Origin of the sequence: Acidovorax sp. 35-64-16 (genome assembly GCF_002281195.1) — a bacterium.
Classification (GTDB): Bacteria; Pseudomonadota; Gammaproteobacteria; order Burkholderiales; family Burkholderiaceae_C; genus Acidovorax; species Acidovorax defluvii.
The window spans coordinates 18,675-40,299 of the sequence record NZ_NCFM01000020.1; the positions used below are offsets into that span (position 1 = coordinate 18,675).

Below are 21,625 nucleotides of genomic sequence, written 5' to 3' on the forward strand. Positions count from 1 at the left end.
GTTGCAGGTCCGTGAGGTTGCTGGAGCGAAGACTTTACCGGGTTTACGGCAGACTGGGCAGCAGGGCAGCGCACCCTTGGCGTGTGCAACGGCCCGGCCGCTGTGGGCGCCAAGCCGGCGGTCACCACGTTGGCGTCACCAACTCTGAGGCCATTGCTCGGCCATTGCTCGGCCATTGTCCGGCCGCTACTCGCGCGGCGGGTGGCCATCGCCCACCCGGTCTGAAGGCGCGTGACCGCCATATCGCAGTCGCTGCGAAAACTGGCATTGCAAACGCGAGCATTGCGCAGGGCCGAGTGGATGTGCCCATGCATCATGGCGTTCTGCTTGGTTGTATGCCATTTTATGGCTCTCGCGCTTTGTGGGTAAGCGAGACACGCTATTGTTTGTATAGCAATTTTTGCCAGAATTCGCGCGGCACTTTTGTAGGTACTGTGGCGTGTCACAGTGATCCTGATCCGCATACGTACGCGTGGAGGCGCTTCACCGCAATTTTCAGGTGAGCACGCCGGTGTTGGCGTGCCTCGCAGGCCGTCACATGCTGCGGCTAATGCTCATTAAATAATAGCTGTTAGCGCTTTATGGATAAGGGCTAGACGGCAAAACACTCATATTGTGCCAAATCAGGCTCCGAATTCATCGCCCAGCTCGTGGGCCCGATGTTGCGCGGCGCGCATGGCGGCCTCGAAGCTGGCCGCCACGCCCGCTGCCTCCATCGACTGCAGCGCCGCATAGGTGGTGCCGCCCTGGGAGGTGACACGCTGGCGCAGCACGGACGGCGGATCGTCCGAGCGTCGCGCCAGCTCGGACGCACCCACAAACGTACCCACGGCCAGCTGGTGCGCCTGCTGCTCGGTCAACCCCATGCCAGTGCCCGCACGCGTCATGGCTTCGAGGAAATAAAAGACATACGCAGGTCCCGAACCCGACAGTGCCGTGACCGCGTCCAGCTGCGGCTCGCTATCCACCCACAGAAACTCGCCCGTCGTGGCCATGATGGCCTCGATGCTTTGCCGCTCTGGCGCACTGACGGCGGGGCGGGCATACAGCGCGCTCATGCCCTTGCCCACCAGCGCGGGCGTGTTGGGCATGGTGCGCACTATGCGCTCGGTGCCCAGCCACTGGGCGATGCTGTCCGAGCGGATGCCTGCGGCCACGCTCAGGTGCAGTGCGCCCTGCGTGTGGGCTTTGGCCTGGGCGGCCGCGTCCCTGAAGGTCTGGGGCTTGACGGCCCACACCACGATCTGTGCCCGCTGCAGCGCTGGGCCGGCTTCGGCCTGGGCTTCGATGCCATAGTTCTTGCGCAGTGCCTCACGCGCCTCGGCCCAGGGCTCGACCACCTCGATCTGGCTGGCCGGGTGGCCCTGGTGGATCAGTCCGCCAATGATGGCGCTGGCCATGTTGCCGCCGCCGATGAAGGCGATGGTGGTGAGGAGACGGGATGCGGCGGGTTGGCTCATGGGACGTGCAAGGTGGCAACAACGGGGACCATGATGGTAGCGCCGTCGCACCGGGGTGTTTCGGCGCGCTGCTTATTCACTCTGCTGTCGTTTGCCGCACGGCGTGTTCCCAGTTGGCCATCAGCTCCTGCGCGCGCGCATTGCTGAGCGTGGGCAAAAAACGCCGGTCCGCGCGCCACAGTTGCGAGAGTTCGTCGGTGCTGCGGTACACCCCGCTCGACAGTCCCGCCAGGTAGGCTGCGCCCAGCGCCGTGGTCTCAATGACGGCGGGGCGCACCACAGGAATGCCCAGCAGGTCGGCCTGGAACTGCATCAGCAGGTCATTGATGCAGGCGCCGCCGTCCACGCGCAGCTCGCTCACTGGCGCGCCACCGGCGGCCACGGCATCGCGGCTCATGGCCAGCAGCAGGGCAGCGCTCTGGTAGGCAATGCTCTCCAGCGCCGCGCGCGCAATGTGGCCCAGCGTGGTGCCGCGCGTGAGGCCTGTGATGGTGCCGCGTGCATCGGGTTTCCAGTAGGGTGCGCCCAGGCCGGTGAAGGCGGGCACCATCATCACGCCGCCCGAATCGGGCACGCTTTCGGCCAGCGCCTGCACCTCGCCGCTCGAATCAATGGCGCGCAGCCCGTCGCGCAGCCACTGCACCACGGCGCCGCCGACGAAGACGGAGCCTTCCATCGCAAATTCGGGCCGCGCGGTGGCTTGTGCCGCGCTGGTGGTCAGCAACCCGTTGTGGGATGTCTGGAACGTGCCGCCCGTGTGCATCAGCATGAAGCAGCCCGTGCCATAGGTGTTCTTGGCCATGCCCGCGGTAAAGCAGGCCTGGCCGAACAGCGCGCTCTGCTGGTCGCCCGCCACGCCGCCGATGCGGATGCTGTGGCCCAGCAGGTCGGGGGCGATGTCGCCAAAGTGGGCGGCCGAGGGCAGCACCTCTGGCAGCAATGCTTTGGGGATGCGCAGCAGCGCCAGCAGATCGTCGTCCCACTGGTTGGTGTGCACATTGAACAGCATGGTGCGCGCGGCGTTGCTCACGTCCGTCACATGCACCTGGCCGTGGGTGAGTTTCCACATCAGCCAGCTGTCCACCGTGCCAAAGGCCAGCTCGCCGCGCTCGGCCGCGTTGCGCGCGCCGGGAACGTGGTCCAGCATCCACTGCAGCTTGGTGCCCGAGAAGTAGGCATCCACCAGCAGGCCGGTCTTGGCCTGGATGGCGGCGGCATGGCCTTGCTCGCGCAGTTGGGCGCAGGCAGGCTCGGCGCGCCGGTCTTGCCACACGATGGCGTGGTGCACGGGCTGGCCGGTGTGGCGGTTCCACAGCACGGTGGTCTCGCGCTGGTTGGTGATGCCCACGGCGCGCACGGCGCTGGCCGCAATGTCCGCCTTGGCCAGCGCATCGCGTGCGGTGGCGAGCTGCGTGCGCCAGATCTCCAGCGGGTCGTGCTCCACCCAGCCGGGCTGGGGGTAGATCTGCGGCAGCTCCAGCTGGGCCTGCGCCACGATGTGGCCGCCTTCGTCAAAGACGATGCTGCGCGAGCTGGAGGTGCCTTGGTCGAGGGCGAGCAGGTAGGTCATGGTGACGAGGGGCTCCGAAAGGTATGAATCCACATAGTGTCCACGGCGGTCGAGCAGCGCACGGCCCAGGCCAGCGGACGCCGAGCAAGGGCCGCCCCGCAGCGAGGGCGTCGTCCCCCACCGGGGGAAGGCGCCGTAGGCGACTCAGGGGGGCTTCTGTCATGCGGCGACAGTGCAGATCACCTCGGCATCCTGCAGCAGCGCTGGAAACGGCTCTGGCGGCGGCGCGTCGGTGAAGAGGCGGTCGATCTGCGCCAGTGTGGCCAGCTGCACCATGGCTGGCCTGTTGAACTTGCTGTGGTCGGCCGCAAGCCACACCTCGCGCGCGTGTTCGATGATGGTTTGCGCCACCTTCACTTCGCGGTAGTCGAAGTCGCGCAGCGAGCCATCGGGTTCGATGCCCGAGATGCCGATGAGCGCGATGTCCACCCTGAACTGGCGGATGAAGTCCACCGCCGCCTCGCCCACGATGCCGCGGTCGCGGGCGCGTACCACGCCGCCGGCCACGATCACCTCGCAGTCGGGGTTGCCGCACAAGATGGCGGCCACGTTCAGGTTGTTGGTGATCACGCGCAGGCCCCGGTGGTGCAGCAGGGCCTTGGCAATGGCCTCGGTGGTGGTGCCGATGTTGAGGATCAGCGAGCAGCCATTGGGCACCTGCTGCGCCACGGCGCGTGCAATGCGCGCCTTGCCTTCGGCGTGCAGCGTTTCGCGCTGGGTGTGCGCCAGGTTTTCCACCGTGGAGCTGGGCACGCGCACGCCGCCATGAAAGCGCGTGAGCAAGCCCGACTCTGCCAGGCGCTGCACGTCACGGCGCACGGTCTGCAGGGTCACGCCCAGGGTGTCGGCCAGTTGCTCCACCGTGGCGGATTTGCGCGCGCGGACTTCTTCAAGAAGCAGCAGTTGTCGGGGATTCGTATTCACGCGTCTTAGTTGGCTAGTGGGTACAGCTACTTTAAATCGAACAAAAAGGAACTTGTTAAGGGTAAACCTTGATTCAATATGATCAAAAAAGAACAAAAATGAACGGAATCGAAAAGAGAGCGGCAACCGTGTTTGCCGGGGGCGGAACTCCGTTCATCAGGCCTTCGGGCGACAAAGAAAGGCAAGCGTGATGCAGCTGGCATTGGACAGCATCAGCAAGAGGGTGGGGGCGCAGACCTGGCTGTATGACATGAGCCTGGCGCTCCAGGGCGGCGCCGTCACGGTGCTGCTGGGGGCCACGCAGGCGGGCAAGACCAGCCTGATGCGCATCATGGCCGGGCTGGATGCGCCCTCGTCGGGCACCGTCAAGGTCGATGGCGTGGATGTGACCGGCATGCCTGTGCGCGAGCGCAATGTGGCCATGGTGTACCAGCAGTTCATCAACTACCCATCGATGAAGGTGGCGGCCAACATTGCGTCGCCCCTGAAGCTGCGCGGCGAAAAGAACATCGACGCCCGGGTGCGCGAGATTGCCAGCCGTTTGCACATCGACATGTTTCTGGACCGCTATCCGGCGGAACTCTCTGGCGGGCAGCAGCAGCGCGTGGCGCTGGCCCGCGCCCTGGCCAAGGGTGCGCCGCTGATGCTGCTGGACGAACCCCTGGTGAATCTGGACTACAAGCTGCGCGAAGAACTGCGCGAAGAGCTGACCCAGCTGTTTGCTGCGGGGCAATCCACGGTGGTGTACGCCACCACCGAGCCGGGCGAGGCCCTGCTGCTGGGCGGCTACACCGCTGTGCTCGACGAAGGCCAGTTGCTGCAATACGGCCCCACGGCCGAGGTCTTCCATGCGCCCAACTCGCTGCGTGTGGCGCGGGCTTTCAGCGACCCGCCGATGAACCTCATCGCCGCGTCTGCCGCCCCGGGCGGCGTGCGCCTGGAGGGTGGTGCGGAGCTGGCCCTGCATCTGCCGCAAGGTGTGGCCACTGCGGCCGGGCTCACGGTGGGTGTGCGCGCCAGTGCGTTGCGCGTGGCGGCCCGCCCGGGCGACATCAGCGTGGCTGGAGTGGTAGAGCTGGCCGAAATTTCGGGCTCCGACACCTTTGTGCACGCGGCCACGCCCTGGGGCGACCTGGTGGCGCAGCTGACCGGCGTGCACTACTTTGAACTGGGCACGCCCATCACGCTGCACCTGGACCCGGCGCAGGCCTATGTGTTTGGCGCGGATGGCCGACTGGCCTGGGCGCCCGCGCGGCCCGTCACTGCACAAGGAGGGCGCTGACATGGCCCGCATCAGCCTGGATCTGGCGCATTCGTACAAGCCCAACCCGCAGCAGGACAGCGACTACGCGCTGCTGCCCCTGAAGATGGAGTTCGAGGATGGCGGCGCGTATGCGCTGCTCGGGCCCTCGGGCTGCGGCAAGACGACCATGCTCAACATCATGTCGGGCCTGCTGGTGCCGTCGCACGGCAAGGTGCTGTTTGATGGCCGCGACGTGACCCGTGCCAGCCCGCAGGAGCGCAACATTGCGCAGGTGTTTCAGTTCCCCGTGATCTACGACACCATGACGGTGGCCGAGAACCTGGCGTTCCCGCTGAAGAACCGCAAGGTGCCCGAAGCGCAGATCAAGGAACGCGTGGGTGTGATTGCCGAGATGCTGGAGATGAGCCACCAGCTCAATCTGCGTGCGGCGGGCCTGTCGGCCGACCAGAAGCAGAAGATATCGCTGGGCCGCGGCCTCGTGCGTTCCGACGTGGCGGCGGTGCTTTTCGACGAGCCGCTCACGGTGATCGACCCGCACCTCAAGTGGCAACTGCGCCGCAAGCTCAAGCAGATCCACCACGAGCTCAAGCTCACGCTGATTTATGTGACGCACGACCAGGTGGAGGCCCTGACCTTTGCCGACCAGGTGGTGGTGATGACGCGCGGTCGCGCTGTGCAGGTGGGTTCGGCAGACGCGCTGTTCGAGCGGCCTGCGCACGTGTTTGTGGGCCACTTCATCGGATCCCCGGGTATGAACTTCCTGCCGGCACAGTCTGAGGGAGCCACCCTGTCGGTGGCGGGGCAGCGGCTGGCGCAACCGGCCGGGCGGAGCTTGCCAGGCGGAGCGCTCCAGGTGGGCATACGGCCCGAATACCTGGCGCTGGCGCAGCCCGAACAGGCAGGTGCACTGCCTTGCACGGTGGCGCAGGTGCAGGACATCGGCACCTACCTCATGCTGACCGCCAAGGTGGGTGAGCACACGCTCAAGGCGCGGTTCAGCCCTGAAACGCGGCTCCCGTCGGCGGGTGATGCGGTGTGGCTGCAGGTGCTCGGTGAGCACACCTGCTTCTATCAAAACGAGGAGCTCCTGGCGTGATGGACTACCCCCTGAGCCGCTCCGCGGCTTCCCCCCGGAAGGGGGACGACGCCCTTTGCTGCGGGGCGGCCCTTGCTGGGCGTCTCCCCGATGCCACCATGCTTGGTGCAGATGCCGTCGGTGAATCGCCACTTTGTGGAGAACGAACATGAGTTCGACAACGAAACCGGTGAACCAGAAGGCGTGGTTCCTGATCCTGCCGGTCATCATCTGCGTGGCCTTCTCGGCCATCGTGCCGCTGATGACGGTGGTCAACTATTCAGTGCAGGACATCATTTCGCCCGATCGCCGGGTGTTTGTCGGCACCGAGTGGTTTGCGGCGGTGATGCGCGACGAGGAACTGCATGCCGCGCTGTGGCGACAGCTCACCTTCTCGCTGGCCGTGCTGGCGGTGGAGATTCCGCTGGGCATCCTGCTGGCGCTGTCCATGCCCGCGCAGGGCTGGAAGTCGTCAGCCGTGCTGGTGGTGGTGGCGCTGTCGCTGCTGATTCCCTGGAATGTGGTGGGCACCATCTGGCAGATCTATGGCCGTGCCGATATCGGCCTGATGGGCCGCATGCTGCAACAGGCGGGCATCGAATACAGCTACACCGGCAACGCCACGCAAGCCTGGCTCACGGTGCTGCTGATGGATGTGTGGCACTGGACGCCGCTGGTCGCCTTGCTCGCCTTCGCCGGGCTGCGCTCCATCCCCGATGCGTACTACCAGGCGGCCCGCATCGACGGGGCCAGCAAGTTCGCGGTGTTCCGCTACATCCAGCTGCCCAAGATGCGCGGCGTGCTGATGATTGCCGTGCTGCTGCGCTTCATGGACAGCTTCATGATCTACACCGAGCCCTTTGTGCTCACGGGCGGCGGGCCGGGCAATGCCACCACCTTCCTCAGCCAGTACCTCACGACCAAGGCGGTGGGCCAGTTCGACCTGGGCCCTGCGGCGGCGTTCTCGCTGATCTATTTCTTCATCATCCTGCTGCTGTGCTTCATCCTCTACAACTGGATGCAGCGCGTGGGCACCGCCAGCAACGAAGGGGCCGGCCATGAATGAAAAACGCTTCCACAAGCGGTCGATCTTCCTCGTCGCCTATCTGATCTTTGCCGTGTTGCCCATCTACTGGATGGTCAACATGAGCTTCAAGACCAACGAAGAAATCCTCTCGACCTTCACGTTCTTCCCCCAGCACTTCACGTGGGACAACTACAAGACCATCTTTACCGATGAGTCTTGGTATTCGGGGTACATCAACAGCCTGATCTATGTGGCCATCAACACGGTGATTTCGCTCACCGTGGCGCTGCCCGCGGCCTATGCATTCAGCCGCTACCAGTTCCTCGGCGACAAGCATGTGTTCTTCTGGCTGCTGACCAACCGCATGACGCCGCCGGCCGTGTTCCTGCTGCCGTTCTTCCAGCTTTACACCACGGTGGGGCTGATGGACACGCACATTGCCGTGGCACTGGCGCACCTCTTGTTCAACGTGCCGCTGGCGGTGTGGATTCTGGAAGGTTTCATGAGCGGCATTCCGCGCGAGATCGACGAGACCGCCTACATCGATGGCTACAGCTTTCCGCGATTCTTCATCAAGATTTTTCTGCCCCTCATCAAGGCGGGCGTTGGTGTGGCGGCGTTCTTTTGCTTCATGTTCAGCTGGGTCGAATTGCTGCTGGCGCGCACCCTGACGAGCGTGAACGCCAAGCCCATCGTCGCGACGATGACGCGCACCGTCAGCGCATCCGGCATGGACTGGGCGACGCTGGCTGCAGCAGGGGTGCTGACCATCGTGCCGGGCGCCATCGTGATCTGGTTTGTTCGCCACTACATCGCAAAAGGCTTTGCGATGGGGCGGGTTTGACGCGCAAGGGGAGCAAAAGTATGAATCACACACCTTCTCAGCAGGGCGCGGGACGCCTCCCAGGCCAGCGGCAGCCGTGGAACGGGCTTCGCCCGGCCACCAGCTGCGTCCCCCTGGGGGGAAGCGCCGCAGGCGCTCAGGGGGGAAACGATGTTTGACTGGATGGCCTGGACGTTGCCCGTAGCGGTCTTTTTCATCTGCATCGTGCTGATGCTGATCGGCATGACCGTGTGGGAAATCAAGTCACCCACGGTGATGCGCAAGGGCTTCCTGCCGCTGGCGACGACCCGCGGTGACCGCCTGTTCATCGGCCTGCTGTCGGCGGCCTATGTGAACCTGATTTTTGTGGGCATCAGCGGCAAGCTGGCCCAGTGGCTGAGCCTGGAAAGCGATCCGTCGATCTGGATCAGTTTTGTGCTGTCGATGGCGCTGCTGGCGTTCATCCTGCGCAAGGGTTGAAGCCTTTTAGCTATCAAAAAGATAGCTGGCAGCGCTTGACAGACAAAAAGTTAGAAATGAAATCAATCTGAAGCAAAGCGACAGCAAGCGCTGGCAGCTATTGTTTTTGATGATGACAAGCGTCGGCCCGATTTCCCCCGGGGCCGGTGTTCATCCACCAAGGGGGTTCCATCTGAGGAGACAGCAATGAAGATGCAGTTCACGGCGATCGCTTTCGCCGCCGCAACCCTGGCTTTGGGCCAGGCTGCCTGGGCCGGCGAGGCCGAGGCCAAGAAGTGGATCGATAGCGAGTTCCAGCCCTCCACGCTGAGCAAAGACCAGCAAATGGCCGAGATGAAGTGGTTCATCGATGCGGCGAAAAAGCTGCAGGCCAAGGGTGTGAAGGAAATCTCGGTGGTGTCAGAAACCATCACCACCCACGAATACGAATCCAAGACGCTGGCCAAGGCGTTCGAGGAGATCACCGGCATCAAGGTCAAGCACGACCTGATCCAGGAAGGCGACGTCGTCGAGAAGCTGCAGACGTCCATGCAATCGGGCAAGTCGATCTATGACGGCTGGATCTCGGACTCGGACCTGATCGGCACGCACTACCGCTACGGCAAGATGATGAACCTGACCGACTACATGGCTGGTACGGGCAAGGAATACACCAACCCGGGCCTGGACCTCAAGGACTTCATCGGCACCAAGTTCACCACGGCGCCTGATGGCAAGCTCTACCAGCTGCCCGACCAGCAGTTCGCCAACCTGTACTGGTTCCGCGCCGACCTGTTTGACCGCAAGGACCTCAAGGACAAGTTCAAGGCCAAATACGGCTACGACCTCGGTGTGCCGCTCAACTGGAGCGCGTATGAAGACATCGCCGAGTTCTTCACCAACGATGTCAAGCAGATCGACGGCAAGCCCATCTATGGCCACATGGACTACGGCAAGAAGGATCCGTCGCTGGGCTGGCGCTTCACCGATGCCTGGCTGTCGATGGCCGGCACGGCCGACATCGGCGCGCCCAACGGCCTGCCGATCGACGAATGGGGCATTCGCGTGGCCGACGACAAGTGCACCCCCGTGGGCGCGTCGGTGGCCCGCGGTGGCGCCACCAACTCGCCAGCTGCCGTGTATGCGCTCACCAAGTACGTGGACTGGATGAAGAAGTACGCGCCCAAGGAAGCCACGGGCATGACCTTCGGCGAAGCCGGCCCCGTGCCTGCCCAGGGCCAGATCGCGCAGCAGATCTTCTGGTACACGGCCTTCACTGCCGACATGGTCAAGCCCGGCCTGCCCGTGGTGAATGCTGACGGCACGCCCAAGTGGCGCATGGCGCCTGGCCCGAACGGCCCCTACTGGAAGCAGGGCATGCAAAACGGCTACCAAGACGTGGGTTCGTGGTCGTTCTTCAAGGGCCATGACGCCAACAAGACGGCTGCCGCCTGGCTGTATGCGCAGTTCGTGACGGCCAAGACCACGTCGCTCAAGAAGACGCTGGTGGGCCTGACCCCCATCCGCGAGAGCGATATCCAGTCCAAGGCCATGACCGATGCCGCACCCAAGCTGGGCGGTCTGGTCGAGTTCTACCGCAGCCCCGCCCGCGTGGCATGGTCGCCCACGGGCACCAACGTGCCCGACTACCCCAAGCTGGCCCAGCTGTGGTGGAAGAACGTGGCCCAGGCTGTGACGGGCGAAAAGACCCCGCAAGGCGCCATGGACACGCTGGCCGACGAGATGGACCAGGTGATGGCCCGCCTGGAACGCGCTGGCATGAGCCACTGCGCGCCCAAGCTCAACAAGAAGGAAGATCCCAAGAAGTGGCTGTCGGACAAACAGGCCCCCTGGGCCAAGCTGGCCAACGAAAAGCCCAAGGGCGAAACCATTGCCTACGACAAGCTGCTGCAGGCATGGAAGGACGGCAAGGCCCGCTGATAACGCTCTGACTGTTGCGCTGTGACAGTTTTTTCGGCAGCCCGGACCCACAAGGTCTCTGGCTGCCTTTTTCGCTCCAGTTCGTGCGCGGCTCTGTCGGTCGCGGGCGGATTTCACCCCGGAAACGTCAACAATTTAAGGGTAAACCCTTAAATTTTGGTCCCGTCCATGGACAATCCCTCCCATGACCACTCCCTCTGCTCCCCTGCCCACCCGGCGCGCCGACCTTCTCGCACGGCTTGCCCAGCCCCACCAATATGACCTGGCAGTGATCGGCGGAGGGGCGACCGGTCTGGGGGTGGCGCTGGACGCGGCTGCGCGGGGGTTCAGTGTGGTTCTGGTGGATTCGCACGACTTTGCCAAGGGCACCTCGTCCCGCGCGACCAAGCTGGTGCACGGTGGTGTTCGCTACCTCGCCCAGGGCAACATCGCGCTGGTGCGCGAAGCGTTGCACGAGCGCACCACGCTGCTGAACAACGCGCCCCACCTGGCCCAGCCCCTGCCGTTTGTGATGCCGTCGTACCACTTCTGGGAGACGCCGTTTTACGGTATCGGGCTCAAGATGTACGACGCGCTGGCGGGCAAGGCCGGGCTGGGTGCTACGGAGTTCCTGGGACGCGCGCGCACGCTGGAGTGCCTGCCAACGGCACGTGCTGACGGCCTCAAGGGGGGCGTCAAATACTGGGACGGGCAGTTTGACGATGCCCGCCTGGCGCTGGCCCTGGCACGCACGGCCGCCAGCCTGGGGGCCCTGGTCGTCAATTACTGCCCCGCCACGGCGCTGGTGCATGAGGGCGGGAAAGTCGCTGGTTTTGTGTGTGAGGATACCGACAGCGGCCAGCAGTTCACCGTGCGCGCCCGCACCGTGGTCAATGCCACAGGCGTTTGGGTAGACACCCTGCGCCAGATGGACGGCGAGGCCATCGGCCGGCCCGTCAAGCCCATCGTGGCGCCGAGTCAGGGTGTTCATATCGTGGTGGACCGCGAATTTCTGCCGTCTGACCACGCTTTGATGGTGCCCAAAACGGCGGACGGGCGTGTTCTGTTTGCCGTCCCTTGGTTGGGCAAGCTCATTCTGGGCACCACGGACAGCCCTCGCCAGGACATCGTGAGGGAGCCCCAGCCCTTCAACGAGGAAGTCAAATTCATTCTGGAAGAATCGGCGCGCTACCTCACACGTGCCCCCAGGGTTGAAGACATCCGAAGCATCTGGGTGGGCCTGCGTCCTCTGGTGAAGCCTCAGGACGACGACGGTGACAACACCAAGAGCCTCAGCCGCGAGCACACCGTGCTGGCCAGCCGCAGTGGCCTGGTCACGGTGACCGGTGGCAAATGGACCACGTACCGCGCGATGGCCGAGGATGTGTTGCAAAAATGCTTCAGCACCGGGCTTCTTCCTGAGAAACCGGCCGGTGTGACCAACCATCTGCCCTTGATTGGCACCCCGAAAGAGCCGGTAAAGCACCGCATCAGCGACGCGCAGGGTCTGCACTCTTACGGAAGCGAAGCCGCCGCCGTGTTGGGCATTCCCGGGGCGCAGACCGATCTGGGCGGGGGGCTGACGGTTGCCATGGTGCGGTTTGCAGCCCGCTACGAGTACGCCTGCACGGTGGAGGACGTCCTGGCGCGCCGTTCGCGTATGTTGTTCTTGGATGCCCGCAAGGCCATCGCCTTGGCGCCCGCCGTGGCGGATGTTCTGCGGGAAGAACTGCGCGCCGATCCCCGCCTCGATGCCTTTTTGACGTTGGCACAACAGTATTTGCACGTGCCTGCGTGAATGTGGCACGCGGGGCGCTTGACTTTCCAGAACACTTTGGCAATAATCAAAGGCTTCGCGTTTCCTACGTGAAGTTTCTGCCCAGCGGGAAGTGCTGCAAATGGTTTGCGGTGCGGACGACGGGCCCAAGACTGACTGGCTGATTTGCAGCCCTTGAGAAGTTCTCTGGGGCTGTTGTCTTCTGGTGCAAGTTGGGAATATTGAAATGATCCAGACAGAATCTCGGTTAGAGGTTGCCGACAATACCGGCGCTAAGTCCGTCCTTTGCATCAAGGTGCTGGGTGGCTCGAAGCGTCGTTATGCAAGCGTTGGCGATATCATCAAAGTGAGCGTTAAAGAAGCTGCTCCGCGTGGTCGCGTCAAAAAAGGCGAGGTCTATAGCGCGGTGGTGGTGCGTACGGCGAAGGGTATTCGTCGTGGCGATGGCTCGCTCGTTAAGTTCGATGGCAACGCTGCGGTGTTGCTGAATGCAAAGTTGGAGCCTATCGGCACCCGCATCTTTGGACCCGTGACGCGTGAACTGCGTACCGAGAAGTTCATGAAGATCGTGTCCCTGGCTCCTGAAGTTCTCTAAGGACGCGCCATGAACAAGATTCGCAAGGGCGACGAAGTCATCGTGCTGACAGGGCGCGATAAGGGCAAGCGCGGCACGGTGTCGCTGCGCAAGGATGACTCGTATTTGGTCATCGACGGCATCAATCTCGTCAAGAAGCACGCCAAGCCAAATCCCATGAAGGGTTTGACGGGTGGCATCGTTGAGAAGTCCATGCCCATTCATCAGTCTAACGTGGCCATTTTCAATGCCGCCACCGGTAAGGCTGATCGCGTAGGCATCAAGGTGCAGGCTGACGGTGCACGCGTTCGCGTGTTCAAGTCCAGCGGCGCTGAAATCAAGGCGGCCTAAGGGGTAAACATGGCACGACTGCAAGAAATTTACCGCGACAAAGTCGCTCCCGAACTGATGAAGCAGTTTGGCTACACATCGCCGATGCAGGTTCCCCGGCTGACCAAGATCACGCTCAATATGGGTGTGAGCGAGGCGGTCTCGGACAAGAAGGTGATGGACAACGCTGTGGCAGACTTGACCAAAATCGCTGGTCAAAAACCCGTGGTGACCAAGGCCAAGAAGGCTATCGCTGGTTTCAAGATCCGTGAAGGCCAGGCCATTGGTTGCATGGTTACGCTGCGCGGCGTGCAGATGTATGAGTTCCTGGACCGTTTCGTGACCGTGGCACTGCCCCGCGTTCGTGACTTCCGTGGTATCTCTGGTCGCGCCTTCGATGGCCGCGGCAACTACAACATCGGCGTTAAAGAGCAGATCATTTTCCCTGAAATTGAATACGACAAGGTTGATGCCTTGCGCGGTCTCAATATCAGCATCACCACGACGGCCAAGTCCGACGAAGAAGCCAAGGCGCTTCTCGCTGGTTTCCGTTTCCCGTTCAAGAACTGAGGCGAAGCATGGCTAAAGTAGCTTTGATCCAGCGCGAACTGAAGCGCGAAAAATTGGCAGCCAAGTACGCAACCAAGTATGCGGAACTGAAGGCGATTGCTGGCGATGCCAAGCGCAGCGACGAAGAGCGCGATGCAGCCCGTCTGGGCCTGCAAAAGCTCCCACGCAATGCAAACCCTACGCGTCAGCGTAACCGTTGCGCAATCACCGGTCGCCCACGTGGAACATTCCGTCAATTCGGTCTGGCCCGCGCCAAGATTCGCGAACTGGCTTTTGCAGGCGACATCCCCGGTGTCACCAAGGCCAGCTGGTAAGCAGGCAGGAGAGATACAACATGAGCATGAGTGATCCTATCGCTGACTTGCTGACCCGCATTCGTAACGCACAAATGGTCGCCAAGGCCACGGTGCTGGTGCCTTCTTCCAAAGTGAAGATTGCCATCGCCCAGGTGTTGAAGGACGAGGGTTATATCGACGGCTTCCAGGTGAAAACGGAAGCTGGCAAGTCCGAACTTGAAATCGCCCTGAAGTACTACGCAGGCCGTCCCGTGATTGAGCGCATCGAGCGCGTCAGCCGCCCCGGACTGCGTGTCTACAAAGGCCGTGATTCCATTCCACAAGTCATGAACGGTCTGGGTGTGGCAATCGTCACGACTCCCAAGGGCGTGATGACTGATCGCAAAGCGCGTGCTACCGGTGTCGGTGGTGAAGTGCTCTGCTACGTGGCCTAACCCGCGGCATTGAGGAGAAACTGAAATGTCCCGAGTAGGAAAAATGCCCGTGACCATCCCCGCAGGCGTGGATGTGTCCGTGAAAGATGACCAGATCTCTGTCAAGGGTTCTGGTGGTGCGCTTTCGCTTGCACAAAATGTGCTGGTGAAGGTGTCTAGCAATGACGGCAAGCTCAGCTTTGAGCCGGCTAACGAGTCCCGCGAAGCAAATGCTATGAGCGGCACGATTCGCCAGTTGGTCAACAACATGGTGGTCGGTGTTAGCAAGGGTTTCGAAAAGAAGCTGAGCCTGGTGGGCGTGGGCTACAAAGCTGCTGCTTCCGGTGCTCGCCTGAACCTGACGGTCGGTTATTCGCACCCTGTGAATTTTGACATGCCCGCCGGCATTACGGTTGCAACCCCCACGCCCACGGAAGTGGTCGTCAAGGGCGCAGACCGCCAGCGCGTAGGTCAGATTGCTGCCGAGATTCGTGCTGTTCGTCCACCTGAGCCCTATAAGGGCAAGGGTATCCGCTATGCGGACGAAAAGATCACGATCAAAGAGACCAAGAAGAAATAAGGAGCTGCAAAATGTTGACAAAGAAAGAGCAGCGTCTTCGTCGTTCGCGTCAGACGCGCATCCGCATTGCACAGCAAGGCGTGGCGCGTTTGACCGTGAATCGTACGAACCTCCATATCTACGCCAGTGTGATTTCCGGCGACGGCAGCAAGGTGCTTGCAAGTGCGTCCACGGCCGAAGCCGATGTGCGCAAGTCGCTGGGCGGTTCGGGCAAGGGTGGCAATGCCGCTGCAGCCCAGGCTATTGGCAAGCGTATTGCTGAAAAAGCAAAGGCTGCTGGTGTCGAGAAGGTTGCATTTGATCGCGCAGGTTTTGCGTACCACGGACGCGTCAAGGCTTTGGCCGATGCAGCCCGTGAAGCAGGTCTGCAGTTCTAAGCGGAACGGAATTAAAAATGGCTAAATTTCAACCCAAGGTGCAGAGCGAAGGCCAGGACGACGGTCTGCGCGAAAAAATGATCGCGGTGAACCGCGTGACCAAAGTCGTGAAGGGTGGCCGTATTCTCGGTTTCGCTGCACTGACGGTGGTTGGCGACGGCGATGGCCGCGTGGGCATGGGCAAGGGCAAATCCAAGGAAGTGCCCGCAGCTGTGCAGAAGGCGATGGAAGAATGCCGTCGCAATCTGGTGAAGGTTGCGCTCAAGAGCGGCACCATTCACCACTCGGTGAAGGGCCATCACGGTGCAGCATCGGTGGAACTCCATCCGGCACCCAAGGGTACCGGCATCATCGCTGGCGGCCCTATGCGCGCTGTTTTTGAAGTTGTGGGCATCACCGACATCGTGGCCAAGAGCCATGGTTCATCGAACCCGTACAACATGGTCCGTGCAACGTTTGACGCGCTCGTCAATTCGACCACCCCGTCGAATGTGGCAGCCAAGCGCGGCAAGACAGTCGAAGATATCTTCGCCTGAACCGGAGCTTGAATATGACAACGCAACAAACCGTCAAGATTCAACTGGTGCGCAGCCCGATTGGCACCAAGGAATCGCACCGCGCCACTGTTCGTGGCCTGGGCCTGCGCAAGCTGAACAGTGTCAGCGAACTGCAGGACTCGCCTGAAGTGCGCGGCATGATTAACAAGATCAGCTACCTGGTCAAAATCCTCTGAGAGATAGATCATGGAACTCAATAGCATCAAGCCCGCAGACGGCGCCAAGCATGCCAAGCGCCGCGTAGGCCGTGGTATCGGCTCCGGTCTGGGCAAGACCGCTGGCCGTGGTCACAAGGGTCAAAAGTCGCGTTCGGGTGGTTACCACAAGGTGGGTTTCGAAGGCGGTCAAATGCCTTTGCAGCGCCGTCTGCCAAAGCGCGGTTTCAAATCGCATCTGCTCAAGTTCAACGCAGAAGTGACACTGACTGCTCTAGACCAACTCGGCCTGGCCGAAGTGGACGTCTTGGCTCTCAAGCAAGCTGGCCTCGTGGGCGAGCTGGCCAAGGTCGTCAAGGTGATCAAGAGTGGTGCTCTCACCAAGGCTGTAAAGCTGAACGGTGTGGGCGCAACGGCCGGTGCCAAGGCAGCTATCGAAGCTGCTGGCGGCAGCGTCGCCTGAGTGTGGCTCTGAAGGAAGACATCTGTGGCTACTAGCGCGGCTCAAATTGCAAAGACCGGTAAGTTCGGCGATCTGCGTCGTCGCTTGGTTTTTCTGTTGCTTGCGCTGGTCGTGTATCGCATAGGGGCTCATATCCCTGTGCCAGGTATCGATCCAGCTCAACTCCAGCAGCTGTTCAGTGGCCAGCAAGGCGGAATCCTGAACCTGTTCAACATGTTCTCGGGTGGCGCGCTTTCTCGCTTCACGGTCTTCGCTCTGGGGATCATGCCGTATATTTCGGCATCGATCATCATGCAGCTGATGACTTACGTGGTTCCCACGTTTGAGCAGCTGAAGAAGGAGGGCGAAGCCGGTCGCAGAAAGATCACTCAGTACACACGTTACGGCACATTGGGCTTGGCCCTGTTTCAGTCCCTGGGCATTGCCGTCGCGCTCGAAAGCTCTGCAGGTCTGGTGCTGAATCCGGGTTTCGGCTTCCGCATGACTGCGGTGGTCAGCCTGACGGCCGGCACTATGTTTCTGATGTGGCTGGGTGAGCAGATAACCGAGCGAGGACTGGGTAACGGGATTTCGATCCTGATTTTTGCAGGTATCGCTGCAGGGTTGCCGAGTTCGATCGGAGGTCTTCTGGAACTGGTTCGCACGGGTGCAATGAGCATTTTGGCGGCGATCTTCATTGTCATTGTTGTGGGTCTGGTGACTTACTTCGTGGTGTTTGTGGAGCGTGGTCAAAGAAAGATCTTGGTGAATTACGCTCGTCGGCAGGTTGGTAACAAGGTTTACGGCGGTCAGTCGTCGCACTTGCCCTTGAAGCTGAATATGGCCGGCGTGATACCTCCGATCTTTGCGTCCTCGATCATCTTGCTGCCGGCAACGGTGGTGAACTGGTTTAGTGCGGGTGAATCCATGCGCTGGTTGAAAGACATCTCGGGTGCATTGACTCCTGGTCAGCCCATTTATGTGATGTTTTATGCCACCGCGATCATCTTCTTCTGTTTCTTTTACACGGCACTCGTATTCAACAGCCGTGAAACTGCGGACAATTTGAAGAAGAGTGGTGCGTTCATTCCAGGCATTCGTCCGGGGGAGCAAACCGCCCGTTACATCGACAAGATTCTGGTTCGCCTGACTTTGGCGGGCGCTGTCTACATCACCTTCGTGTGTTTGCTGCCAGAGTTCCTGATCTTGAAGTACAACGTTCCGTTCTACTTCGGTGGAACATCACTGTTGATCATTGTGGTTGTAACCATGGACTTCATGTCCCAGGTTCAGAACTACATGATGTCGCAACAATATGAGTCGCTGCTCAAGAAGGCCAATTTCAAAGGCAACGCAGGCAGTTGATGATTAGGAAGGCAGCGTGCTTTCATGGCGACGCTGCCTGTAAAGAGCTGGATATCGGTAGAGTTGGCGCCCCACGATTTTTCGCGGGCACAAATTGTGTTCCGTGCAAAGCAGCCGGGACGGATGGAATAGTTTTAGGAGAATGCAATGAGAGTTTCGGCTTCGGTCAAAAAAATCTGCCGCAACTGCAAGATCATCCGCCGCAAGGGTGTGGTGCGCGTGATCTGCACGGATCTGCGTCACAAGCAGCGCCAAGGTTGATTGGAAAGTATTAGAGGACGCATATGGCACGTATCGCTGGCATTAACATTCCGCCGCACAAGCACACGGAAATCGGTCTGACCGCTATCTTTGGCATTGGACGCACCCGCGCTCGCAAAATTTGCGAAGCAACTGGTATCGCTTACAGCAAGAAGATCAAAGATCTTTCTGATAGCGATCTGGAAAAAATTCGCGAGCAAATTGAGCAGTTCACCATTGAAGGTGACCTGCGCCGTGAAACCACGATGAATATCAAGCGACTGATGGACATTGGTTGCTACCGTGGTTTTCGTCATCGCCGTGGCCTGCCAATGCGTGGCCAGCGTACCCGTACCAATGCTCGCACTCGCAAGGGTCCGCGCAAGGGCGCAGCGGCACTGAAGAAATAAAGATTGAAAGATCAATATGGCTAAATCACCTGCCAATAACGCAGCGCAGCGCGTACGCAAGAAAGTTCGCAAGAACGTGTCGGACGGCGTTGCACACGTGCACGCTTCGTTCAACAACACCATCATCACCATCACCGACCGCCAGGGCAATGCATTGTCGTGGGCATCGTCCGGTGGCCAGGGTTTCAAGGGCTCGCGCAAGTCCACCCCCTTCGCAGCCCAGGTGGCTTCGGAAGTGGCGGGTCGCGCAGCCATCGACCAGGGTATCAAGAACCTTGATGTTGAAATCAAGGGTCCCGGTCCAGGTCGTGAATCGTCGGTGCGCGCTCTGGGCGCACTGGGTATCCGTATCACGTCGATCTCTGATGTGACACCGGTGCCTCACAACGGTTGTCGCCCTCAAAAGCGTCGTCGTATCTAATCTCTCTAAGCCCACCGCCGCCTGAGAACGCGCAAGCGCCTCAGGCGGCTCCCGCAATTGTTTGCGGCAGATGACACAAAGGAAGCTCAAGTGGCACGTTACCTCGGCCCCAAGGCCAAACTCTCTCGCCGTGAAGGCACCGACCTGTTCCTCAAGAGCGCACGTCGCTCGATTGCGGACAAGTCCAAGTTCGACTCCAAGCCTGGTCAGCATGGCCGCACCTCTGGCGCTCGTACCTCTGACTACGGCCTGCAACTGCGTGAAAAGCAGAAGGTCAAGCGCATGTACGGCGTGCTGGAAAAACAATTCCGCCGCTACTTCGAAGCCGCTGAAGGCCGCAAGGGTAATACCGGCGCCAACTTGCTGTTCCTGCTCGAATCGCGTCTCGATAACGTGGTCTATCGCATGGGCTTCGGTTCGACCCGCGCTGAAGCGCGTCAGCTGGTTTCCCACAAGGCGATCACGGTGAACGGCAAGTCGGTCAACATCGCTTCGTATCTGGTGAAGACAGGCGACGTGGTGGCAGTGCGTGAAAAGTCCAAGAAGCAAAACCGCATTGTTGAAGCCCTTCAGCTGGCGGCCCAGGTTGGCATGCCGGCATGGGTGGATGTCAATGCCGAAAAGGCTGAAGGTATCTTCAAGAAGGTGCCTGATCGTGATGAGTTTGGTGCCGACATCAACGAATCCCTGATCGTTGAGTTGTATTCGCGCTAATCGCCCGATACGTATTTTGAGAAACCGTCCCTGAACCGCGAGGCATCGCGGTTTAGGCGCTTCACCAGCCTTACCGGTGTAACGAGCTGGGGGTATTGAGAGGAAGTTGCATGCAAACCAATTTGCTGAAACCCAAGGCGATTAATGTCGAACAGCTTGGCCACAACCGTGCCAAGGTAGCGCTTGAGCCGTTCGAACGTGGCTATGGTCACACATTGGGCAACGCCATTCGGCGTGTCCTGCTCTCGTCCATGGTGGGTTACGCAGCGACGGAAGTCACTATCGCAGGCGTTCTGCATGAGTACTCGTCCATCGATGGTGTTCAAGAGGATGTGGTCAATATCCTGCTGAACCTCAAGGGTGTCGTGTTCAAACTGCACAACCGTGATGAAGTGACGCTGAGCCTGCGCAAAGACGGTGAAGGTGTTGTCACTGCACGTGATATCCAGACACCGCATGACGTGGAAATCGTCAACCCTGATCACGTGATCGCCACTCTGTCCGCAGGTGGCAAACTGGACATGCAGATCAAGGTCGAGAAGGGCCGCGGCTACGTGCCGGGCAATTTGCGTCGCTATGCCGACGAATCGACCAAGTCTATTGGCCGGATCGTTCTGGATGCGTCGTTCTCGCCCGTGAAGCGTGTCAGCTACACCGTAGAAAGCGCTCGTGTCGAGCAACGTACGGACCTGGACAAACTGGTTGTCGAGATCGAAACCAACGGTGCCATTACTGCCGAAGACGCAGTGCGCGCATCGGCCAAGATCTTGGTGGAGCAGTTGGCGGTATTCGCGCAGCTGGAAGGTGGTGAACTGGCTGCATTTGACGCACCTGCAGGCCCTCGCGGCAACGCAACGTTCGATCCTATCCTGTTGCGTCCTGTTGATGAGCTGGAGTTGACTGTTCGCTCTGCCAACTGCCTGAAGGCCGAGAACATCTACTACATCGGTGACCTGATCCAGCGTACCGAAAACGAGTTGCTCAAGACCCCCAATTTGGGTCGCAAGTCGCTCAACGAGATCAAGGAAGTGCTGGCGTCGCGCGGTCTTACGCTCGGTATGAAGCTTGAAAACTGGCCGCCTGCTGGTTTGGATAAGCGTTAAGTTATAATTTTCGATTCCCCTTGCTGGGAACAGTGCCTCGGGCAGTACCTGATACGGCTGCCTGATTTAATCAAGTAAAAGGAAAGCACCATGCGCCACGGACACGGCCTTCGTAAACTCAACCGCACCAGCTCGCACCGCCTTGCGATGCTTCAGAACATGATGAATTCGCTCATCGAACATGAAGCCATCAAGACGACCGTCCCCAAGGCCAAGGAATTGCGCCGGGTGATCGAGCCCATGATCACCCTGGCCAAGGTAGACTCTGTTGCCAACCGCCGTCTTGCATTCAATCGCCTGCGTGACCGTGACAGCGTTACCAAGTTGTTCAACGATCTGGGGCCCCGCTTCAATGCTCGTCCTGGCGGCTACACCCGTATCTTGAAGATGGGTTTTCGCGTGGGCGACAACGCACCTATGGCGTTGGTCGAATTGGTCGATCGTGCTGCAGAAACTGAAAATAATTCGGCAGCTGCTGAGTAATAGGGTATAATTTGATTCTTACCGCGCGATGGAGCAGTCTGGTAGCTCGTTGGGCTCATAACCCAAAGGTCGGAGGTTCAAATCCTTCTCGCGCAACCAAAATAGGCGGTTTCCGCTATCAAAAAAGCCCACTTAACAGTGGGTTTTTTTGTTTATGGGCCAACAGTTGATGTTGTCTCCTGGTCGCAGAGGGGCGGGGACAGGGTAGATGGTCGCATGACCCACACCTCTGGTGTGATTTCCTCTTTGGAGCCACTTAAGTGCGGTATTCAGCCATTGCCTCGTGTCAGCGTAGC

27 protein-coding genes and 1 tRNA gene are annotated in these 21,625 nt (G+C 60.5%); 25 read left to right on the top strand and 3 right to left on the bottom strand.

Features of this window, described 5'->3' with window-relative positions; all coding sequences use genetic code 11:
• Positions 1-623 precede the first annotated feature (623 nt).
• From proC to B7Y64_RS12940, 3 genes are all read right to left on the bottom strand, one after another.
• Positions 624-1,460 carry a pyrroline-5-carboxylate reductase gene (gene proC / locus B7Y64_RS12930; RefSeq protein WP_291323968.1) on the bottom strand — a complete coding sequence of 279 codons (837 nt, stop codon included), beginning with the start codon at positions 1,458-1,460 and terminating at the stop codon, positions 624-626.
• A 76-nt stretch (positions 1,461-1,536) separates the two neighbouring features.
• Positions 1,537-3,030 carry a glycerol kinase GlpK gene (gene glpK / locus B7Y64_RS12935; protein WP_291323967.1) on the bottom strand — a complete coding sequence of 498 codons (1,494 nt, stop codon included), beginning with the start codon at positions 3,028-3,030 and terminating at the stop codon, positions 1,537-1,539.
• A gap of 159 nt (positions 3,031-3,189) precedes the next feature.
• Positions 3,190-3,954: a DeoR/GlpR family DNA-binding transcription regulator gene (locus tag B7Y64_RS12940; protein WP_182120368.1), complete on the bottom strand. Its 765-nt coding sequence runs from the start codon at positions 3,952-3,954 to the stop codon at positions 3,190-3,192.
• Between the two features lie 190 nt (positions 3,955-4,144).
• On the opposite strand from B7Y64_RS12940, the gene B7Y64_RS12945 reads away from it, so the two are divergent.
• The 25 genes from B7Y64_RS12945 (at position 4,145) to B7Y64_RS13065 (ending at position 21,428) form a co-directional block, all read left to right on the top strand.
• Complete coding sequence (locus B7Y64_RS12945; protein WP_291323966.1) at positions 4,145-5,236, top strand: ABC transporter ATP-binding protein; 1,092 nt, start codon at positions 4,145-4,147, stop codon at positions 5,234-5,236.
• Between the two features lies 1 nt (position 5,237).
• Positions 5,238-6,314: an ABC transporter ATP-binding protein gene (locus tag B7Y64_RS12950; protein WP_008906530.1), complete on the top strand. Its 1,077-nt coding sequence runs from the start codon at positions 5,238-5,240 to the stop codon at positions 6,312-6,314.
• A 148-nt stretch (positions 6,315-6,462) separates the two neighbouring features.
• Positions 6,463-7,359 (top strand): sugar ABC transporter permease, encoded by an 897-nt coding sequence (locus B7Y64_RS12955; protein WP_008906529.1) that lies wholly within the window; start codon positions 6,463-6,465, stop codon positions 7,357-7,359.
• A complete protein-coding gene (locus tag B7Y64_RS12960) occupies positions 7,352-8,164 on the top strand; it encodes a carbohydrate ABC transporter permease (protein ID WP_008906528.1) in 813 nt (270 codons plus the stop codon). Before B7Y64_RS12955 ends, B7Y64_RS12960 begins: the two co-directional genes overlap by 8 nt.
• 150 nt (positions 8,165-8,314) lie before the next feature.
• Positions 8,315-8,623, top strand: a complete 309-nt coding sequence (locus tag B7Y64_RS12965; protein ID WP_291323965.1) for a DUF2160 domain-containing protein — start codon at positions 8,315-8,317, stop codon at positions 8,621-8,623.
• A 186-nt stretch (positions 8,624-8,809) separates the two neighbouring features.
• Positions 8,810-10,543 carry an ABC transporter substrate-binding protein gene (locus B7Y64_RS12970; protein ID WP_291323964.1) on the top strand — a complete coding sequence of 578 codons (1,734 nt, stop codon included), beginning with the start codon at positions 8,810-8,812 and terminating at the stop codon, positions 10,541-10,543.
• A gap of 184 nt (positions 10,544-10,727) precedes the next feature.
• Positions 10,728-12,320 (top strand): glycerol-3-phosphate dehydrogenase/oxidase, encoded by a 1,593-nt coding sequence (locus B7Y64_RS12975; RefSeq protein ID WP_291323963.1) that lies wholly within the window; start codon positions 10,728-10,730, stop codon positions 12,318-12,320.
• A 205-nt stretch (positions 12,321-12,525) separates the two neighbouring features.
• The gene (gene rplN, locus B7Y64_RS12980; protein WP_024813852.1) at positions 12,526-12,894 is read left to right on the top strand and encodes a 50S ribosomal protein L14; all 369 of its coding nucleotides are present in this window, start codon (positions 12,526-12,528) and stop codon (positions 12,892-12,894) included.
• A gap of 9 nt (positions 12,895-12,903) precedes the next feature.
• Entirely contained in the window at positions 12,904-13,224 is a 321-nt protein-coding gene (gene rplX, locus B7Y64_RS12985) for a 50S ribosomal protein L24 (protein WP_024813853.1), read from the top strand.
• Positions 13,225-13,233: 9 nt separating this feature from the next.
• On the top strand, positions 13,234-13,773 hold the full coding sequence (rplE, locus tag B7Y64_RS12990) for a 50S ribosomal protein L5 (RefSeq protein WP_024813854.1): 540 nt from the start codon (positions 13,234-13,236) through the stop codon (positions 13,771-13,773).
• Positions 13,774-13,781: 8 nt separating this feature from the next.
• On the top strand, positions 13,782-14,087 hold the full coding sequence (rpsN, locus tag B7Y64_RS12995) for a 30S ribosomal protein S14 (RefSeq protein WP_024813855.1): 306 nt from the start codon (positions 13,782-13,784) through the stop codon (positions 14,085-14,087).
• A 20-nt stretch (positions 14,088-14,107) separates the two neighbouring features.
• A complete protein-coding gene (rpsH, locus tag B7Y64_RS13000) occupies positions 14,108-14,503 on the top strand; it encodes a 30S ribosomal protein S8 (RefSeq protein ID WP_008906523.1) in 396 nt (131 codons plus the stop codon).
• 25 nt (positions 14,504-14,528) lie between these two features.
• Positions 14,529-15,062: a 50S ribosomal protein L6 gene (gene rplF, locus B7Y64_RS13005; protein ID WP_111867254.1), complete on the top strand. Its 534-nt coding sequence runs from the start codon at positions 14,529-14,531 to the stop codon at positions 15,060-15,062.
• An 11-nt stretch (positions 15,063-15,073) separates the two neighbouring features.
• A complete protein-coding gene (gene rplR / locus B7Y64_RS13010; RefSeq protein ID WP_035240896.1) occupies positions 15,074-15,439 on the top strand; it encodes a 50S ribosomal protein L18 in 366 nt (121 codons plus the stop codon).
• Positions 15,440-15,456: 17 nt separating this feature from the next.
• The gene (rpsE, locus tag B7Y64_RS13015) at positions 15,457-15,975 is read left to right on the top strand and encodes a 30S ribosomal protein S5 (protein ID WP_035240898.1); all 519 of its coding nucleotides are present in this window, start codon (positions 15,457-15,459) and stop codon (positions 15,973-15,975) included.
• A gap of 14 nt (positions 15,976-15,989) precedes the next feature.
• A complete protein-coding gene (rpmD, locus tag B7Y64_RS13020; RefSeq protein ID WP_111867256.1) occupies positions 15,990-16,172 on the top strand; it encodes a 50S ribosomal protein L30 in 183 nt (60 codons plus the stop codon).
• A 10-nt stretch (positions 16,173-16,182) separates the two neighbouring features.
• Positions 16,183-16,614 (top strand): 50S ribosomal protein L15, encoded by a 432-nt coding sequence (rplO, locus tag B7Y64_RS13025; RefSeq protein WP_024813859.1) that lies wholly within the window; start codon positions 16,183-16,185, stop codon positions 16,612-16,614.
• Positions 16,615-16,638: 24 nt separating this feature from the next.
• Positions 16,639-17,958, top strand: a complete 1,320-nt coding sequence (gene secY, locus B7Y64_RS13030) for a preprotein translocase subunit SecY (protein ID WP_024813860.1) — start codon at positions 16,639-16,641, stop codon at positions 17,956-17,958.
• Between the two features lie 147 nt (positions 17,959-18,105).
• Positions 18,106-18,219: a 50S ribosomal protein L36 gene (rpmJ, locus tag B7Y64_RS13035; protein ID WP_005793651.1), complete on the top strand. Its 114-nt coding sequence runs from the start codon at positions 18,106-18,108 to the stop codon at positions 18,217-18,219.
• Between the two features lie 23 nt (positions 18,220-18,242).
• Positions 18,243-18,608, top strand: a complete 366-nt coding sequence (gene rpsM / locus B7Y64_RS13040) for a 30S ribosomal protein S13 (protein WP_024813861.1) — start codon at positions 18,243-18,245, stop codon at positions 18,606-18,608.
• A 16-nt stretch (positions 18,609-18,624) separates the two neighbouring features.
• The gene (rpsK, locus tag B7Y64_RS13045; protein WP_024813862.1) at positions 18,625-19,029 is read left to right on the top strand and encodes a 30S ribosomal protein S11; all 405 of its coding nucleotides are present in this window, start codon (positions 18,625-18,627) and stop codon (positions 19,027-19,029) included.
• Positions 19,030-19,119: 90 nt separating this feature from the next.
• Positions 19,120-19,743, top strand: coding sequence for a 30S ribosomal protein S4 (gene rpsD / locus B7Y64_RS13050; RefSeq protein ID WP_024813863.1), 624 nt, complete (start codon positions 19,120-19,122; stop codon positions 19,741-19,743).
• 110 nt (positions 19,744-19,853) lie between these two features.
• Positions 19,854-20,846, top strand: a complete 993-nt coding sequence (gene rpoA, locus B7Y64_RS13055; protein WP_007861735.1) for a DNA-directed RNA polymerase subunit alpha — start codon at positions 19,854-19,856, stop codon at positions 20,844-20,846.
• Positions 20,847-20,936: 90 nt separating this feature from the next.
• On the top strand, positions 20,937-21,329 hold the full coding sequence (rplQ, locus tag B7Y64_RS13060; protein ID WP_114656430.1) for a 50S ribosomal protein L17: 393 nt from the start codon (positions 20,937-20,939) through the stop codon (positions 21,327-21,329).
• A gap of 22 nt (positions 21,330-21,351) precedes the next feature.
• Positions 21,352-21,428: transfer RNA gene (locus tag B7Y64_RS13065), tRNA-Met, on the top strand.
• Positions 21,429-21,625: the final 197 nt, after the last annotated feature.

Coding starts and splice junctions, on each gene's coding strand:
- proC (WP_291323968.1), bottom strand. CDS start 1,460: ATGAGCCAACCCGCCGCATCCCGTCTCCTCACCACCATCGCCTTCATC.
- glpK (WP_291323967.1), bottom strand. CDS start 3,030: ATGACCTACCTGCTCGCCCTCGACCAAGGCACCTCCAGCTCGCGCAGC.
- B7Y64_RS12945 (WP_291323966.1), top strand. CDS start 4,145: ATGCAGCTGGCATTGGACAGCATCAGCAAGAGGGTGGGGGCGCAGACC.
- B7Y64_RS12950 (WP_008906530.1), top strand. CDS start 5,238: ATGGCCCGCATCAGCCTGGATCTGGCGCATTCGTACAAGCCCAACCCG.
- B7Y64_RS12955 (WP_008906529.1), top strand. CDS start 6,463: ATGAGTTCGACAACGAAACCGGTGAACCAGAAGGCGTGGTTCCTGATC.
- B7Y64_RS12960 (WP_008906528.1), top strand. CDS start 7,352: ATGAATGAAAAACGCTTCCACAAGCGGTCGATCTTCCTCGTCGCCTAT.
- B7Y64_RS12965 (WP_291323965.1), top strand. CDS start 8,315: ATGTTTGACTGGATGGCCTGGACGTTGCCCGTAGCGGTCTTTTTCATC.
- B7Y64_RS12970 (WP_291323964.1), top strand. CDS start 8,810: ATGAAGATGCAGTTCACGGCGATCGCTTTCGCCGCCGCAACCCTGGCT.
- B7Y64_RS12975 (WP_291323963.1), top strand. CDS start 10,728: ATGACCACTCCCTCTGCTCCCCTGCCCACCCGGCGCGCCGACCTTCTC.
- rplN (WP_024813852.1), top strand. CDS start 12,526: ATGATCCAGACAGAATCTCGGTTAGAGGTTGCCGACAATACCGGCGCT.
- rplX (WP_024813853.1), top strand. CDS start 12,904: ATGAACAAGATTCGCAAGGGCGACGAAGTCATCGTGCTGACAGGGCGC.
- rplE (WP_024813854.1), top strand. CDS start 13,234: ATGGCACGACTGCAAGAAATTTACCGCGACAAAGTCGCTCCCGAACTG.
- rpsN (WP_024813855.1), top strand. CDS start 13,782: ATGGCTAAAGTAGCTTTGATCCAGCGCGAACTGAAGCGCGAAAAATTG.
- rpsH (WP_008906523.1), top strand. CDS start 14,108: ATGAGCATGAGTGATCCTATCGCTGACTTGCTGACCCGCATTCGTAAC.
- rplF (WP_111867254.1), top strand. CDS start 14,529: ATGTCCCGAGTAGGAAAAATGCCCGTGACCATCCCCGCAGGCGTGGAT.
- rplR (WP_035240896.1), top strand. CDS start 15,074: ATGTTGACAAAGAAAGAGCAGCGTCTTCGTCGTTCGCGTCAGACGCGC.
- rpsE (WP_035240898.1), top strand. CDS start 15,457: ATGGCTAAATTTCAACCCAAGGTGCAGAGCGAAGGCCAGGACGACGGT.
- rpmD (WP_111867256.1), top strand. CDS start 15,990: ATGACAACGCAACAAACCGTCAAGATTCAACTGGTGCGCAGCCCGATT.
- rplO (WP_024813859.1), top strand. CDS start 16,183: ATGGAACTCAATAGCATCAAGCCCGCAGACGGCGCCAAGCATGCCAAG.
- rpmJ (WP_005793651.1), top strand. CDS start 18,106: ATGAGAGTTTCGGCTTCGGTCAAAAAAATCTGCCGCAACTGCAAGATC.
- rpsM (WP_024813861.1), top strand. CDS start 18,243: ATGGCACGTATCGCTGGCATTAACATTCCGCCGCACAAGCACACGGAA.
- rpsK (WP_024813862.1), top strand. CDS start 18,625: ATGGCTAAATCACCTGCCAATAACGCAGCGCAGCGCGTACGCAAGAAA.
- rpoA (WP_007861735.1), top strand. CDS start 19,854: ATGCAAACCAATTTGCTGAAACCCAAGGCGATTAATGTCGAACAGCTT.
- rplQ (WP_114656430.1), top strand. CDS start 20,937: ATGCGCCACGGACACGGCCTTCGTAAACTCAACCGCACCAGCTCGCAC.